The organism is Psychrobacter sp. T6-1 (assembly GCF_052258445.1).
In genome coordinates this window covers 1-1,896 of record NZ_JBQQFC010000387.1, presented here as the reverse complement: position 1 = coordinate 1,896, position 1,896 = coordinate 1, and the positions used below count along the sequence as shown (strand labels likewise).

Below are 1,896 nucleotides of genomic sequence, written 5' to 3'. Positions count from 1 at the left end.
TGTTAGCTTAGCTTACCAAAAAGCCTGATAAGAATATCCTTATCAGGCCTGTTTTGTATAGTACTTTAGACAGTAAAGTATACGGTTATTAAGATTGACTAATAGGATTAAGAGGCAGTTCAACTGCACGTTTAACTGCAGGGCGTTCTGCTATCGTTTGCGCCCAGCGTTTTAGATGCTCATAGCTATCAACTTGCAAAAACTCTTTTGCTTCATACAGCTTACCGAGTACCAATTGACCATACCATGCCCAAATAATGATGTCGGCAATATTGTAATCGCTCTCGCTATCACCGCACATGTATCTTTGATTCTGCAAATGCTTGTCCAGGACATCAAGCTGGCGTTTGGTCTCCATAGTAAAGCGGTTAATTGGATATTCCATCGGATATGGCGCATAGGCATAAAAATGACCAAAACCGCCGCCCAGATACGGTGCGCTACCCATCTGCCACATTACCCATGATAAGCATTCACTGCGCGCGCGTCCCTGCTGCATCGGTATAAACTGCCCAAATTTCTCTGCCAAGTACATCAAGATAGCACCCGACTCAAACACTGCAAGCGGCTCATCATTTTTATTGGCATCAATTGTGCCGCTATTATGATCCACCAAAGCAGGTATTTTAGAATTGGGATTGATCTCAACAAACCCTGAGCCGAATTGATCACCCTCTGAGATGTCTATTTTGTAGGCATCATAAGCCGCCTCTTTGATTCCAAGCTCAGCCAATTCCTCTAACAAGATATTGACCTTGATACCGTTTGGCGTGTTTAAGGAGTATAGCTGTAGCGGCGCTTGTCCTACAGGTAATACTTGCTCATGGCGCGAGCCTGATTCTGGGCGATTGATGCTGGCAAATTTACCGCCATTTTCTTGATCATTCGTCCAGACTTTGGGCGGCGTGTAAGATTTTGCTTGGTTGTCAAGATGGCTCATGGGTTATCCTCTTAGATTGTTATTTGATGGTGATTGTAGGTTTATGTTGCATCGCCGCCCTACTATAACGGGCATAGCAAGGCGCTATAAAGCCTTATTTAGTAATCCATACGTTTACTTTGATGCTCTTTAATTATTTGGGCGGAGTTCTTATACTAGCGCCACTTAGGTAATTTAAGATAGGCGATAATGGTGACATTGACCCCCACTCAGCAAAAGTTTTTGCCTTATGTACTGGCAGTGGCTTTGTTTATGCAGATCCTTGACGCCACTATTTTGAACACTTCATTGCCGCAAATGGCGTTAGCACTTGGTGAGTCGCCGCTTAAAATGCAATGGGCGGTTATCAGTTATGCGCTCGCTTTGGCTATATTTATCCCCGTTAGTGGTTTTTTGGCAGACAAATACGGTACGCGCCGTGTGTTCTTATCTGCCATTGTCGTCTTCTCTGTCGGCTCTTTAATGTGCGCCGCCTCGCCTACGCTTAACATCTTAATTGGGTCACGCATCATACAAGGTTTAGGCGGTGCGATGATGACGCCAGTGGCGAGGCTTATCTTAGTCAAGTCCTATCCGCGTAACCAGCTGCTTACCGTCATGAATTTTGCGGTGATACCCGCGCTTATTGCGCCTTTAGTTGGCCCTGTACTTGGCGGATATATTGTCCAGTATGCCAGCTGGCACTGGATATTTTTAATCAATATTCCTATGGGGCTACTTGGGTTCGTTATGGGGCGCAAACTGGTGCCCGCCTTGTTTGAGGACACCCAGCGTTTAGATTGGACAGGGTTTTTGTTATTTGCCGCCGCGGCCTGCGGATTTACCCTAGCGGTTGAGTTTGGCTCGCAATCAGGGCGCGGAGTGTACGGCCTACTACTTGGCGCTATCGCCTCAATACTTATTGGCGCGTATGTTTGGCACGCTAGACGTAGAGCCGCGCCCCTATTTCCGCTAGG

General features: G+C 46.4%; 2 protein-coding genes. One reads left to right on the top strand and one right to left on the bottom strand.

The genetic code is table 11. The features are described 5' to 3' along the window. Positions 1-88: 88 nt before the first annotated feature. Positions 89-940 (bottom strand): glutathione-dependent disulfide-bond oxidoreductase, encoded by an 852-nt coding sequence (gene yghU / locus ACTXGO_RS13075; protein ID WP_443574828.1) that lies wholly within the window; start codon positions 938-940, stop codon positions 89-91. A gap of 189 nt (positions 941-1,129) precedes the next feature. Between yghU and ACTXGO_RS13070 the strand changes: the two genes are divergently transcribed. Beyond that, a partial coding sequence (locus tag ACTXGO_RS13070) for an MFS transporter (protein WP_443574827.1) occupies positions 1,130-1,896 on the top strand: 767 nt, incomplete at its 3' end.

Coding starts and splice junctions, on each gene's coding strand:
- yghU (WP_443574828.1), bottom strand. CDS start 940: ATGAGCCATCTTGACAACCAAGCAAAATCTTACACGCCGCCCAAAGTC.